The sequence below is a fragment of the Microcoleus sp. F10-B2 genome, from assembly GCF_036704965.1.
Lineage (GTDB): Bacteria > Cyanobacteriota > Cyanobacteriia > Cyanobacteriales > Microcoleaceae > Microcoleus.
The window spans coordinates 1-1,037 of record NZ_JAUBTB010000245.1 but is presented as its reverse complement, the minus strand read 5'-3'; the positions used below and the strand labels follow the sequence as shown (position 1 = coordinate 1,037).

The following is a 1,037-nucleotide window of genomic DNA, read 5'->3' as shown; positions in this document are numbered from 1 at the left end:
TTAAAACTCTTAAATCTGATGCAATTAACCCAGTTAAAATCGAGCTTTAAGGACTTCTAAATTCTCAAAGCTGAATCAATTTATATCGGGAATCCGTTTGAGTTTTCGAGCGTTAGCTGGCCGAGTCTAAAATTTGCACTAAATAATTATTATCCATTCCCGCCAGATACCGCTTCATTTTTAAACTTCCTTTAAATCCTTTTTCCTGTTTCAGTAAATTGATAGCTAAACGCCGTAGAAGAGCAAAATTTTCAGGAGAATGATCTTTACGAATGCGACTCTTGTCTGAGCGAAAAAGTAACATCCAATGTCCAATGTAAGCTATTTTCAATACCCCAATGACTGCGAATTGCTTGAGAAATCTTCTCGGCATTACTGGCTAAACTACTTAAATAAAACCGAACTTCTGTGGTAGTTTTATTCCACAAACGTCTTTCACTTACGACCATCACAACCGTTTTTAATCCAGTCCATAATGATTGATTATGAAGAGATGGCAACTCCGAGACGGCCACAGTCCAAATTTGTCTTTTTTCAACTCGATGATGCCCGACTTCTATTTGTTGATAATAGCTATGCTCTCTGCCAGCAAACTCTTCTTTTCGAGCTAATTCAAACCAGTCTTTTACGTCTTTATGAAGAAGTTTTTGATTTCCCTTTAGCGCTAAAAGATAATCTCCTTTCTTCTTAATTATGAGCGCTGCTATTTCTTTCTGACACCAAGCGAGCATCGATGGTTATTATGCTTTTTTCAATTTCTAGCAGCTCTAACAAAGCCGGAATCGCTGTCACTTCGTTGGATTTTTTATTGACTTTTTTTTGCCCTAAAACTAATTGATGGGACGCCGACCATGCACTCACTATATGTAACGGTTTTTGGCTTTGATTCCGGTCATAAGATTGTTTCATTGTTTTGCCATCAATGGCTATGACTTCTAGCTCCAATTTTGGGGTAATTGAATTTACCCAACTCAAAAAACACTCTTGAAACTGCTTCGGTTCAATTCGAGCAAATACAAGGGCTCAATGTATCATGA

The 1,037-nt window shown here is 37.4% G+C and carries 2 protein-coding genes; both read right to left on the bottom strand.

Annotated features, from left to right (window positions below):
* Positions 1-266: 266 nt before the first annotated feature.
* Entirely contained in the window at positions 267-731 is a 465-nt protein-coding gene (locus tag QUA99_RS32985; RefSeq protein WP_333245880.1) for an ISAs1 family transposase, read from the bottom strand.
* Positions 688-975 (bottom strand): ISAs1 family transposase, encoded by a 288-nt coding sequence (locus QUA99_RS32980; RefSeq protein WP_333245883.1) that lies wholly within the window; start codon positions 973-975, stop codon positions 688-690. Before QUA99_RS32980 ends, QUA99_RS32985 begins: the two co-directional genes overlap by 44 nt.
* Positions 976-1,037 lie beyond the last annotated feature (62 nt).

Excerpts from the sequence above, each read along its gene's own strand:
- QUA99_RS32985 (WP_333245880.1), bottom strand. The coding sequence starts at position 731 with ATGCTCGCTTGGTGTCAGAAAGAAATAGCAGCGCTCATAATTAAGAAG.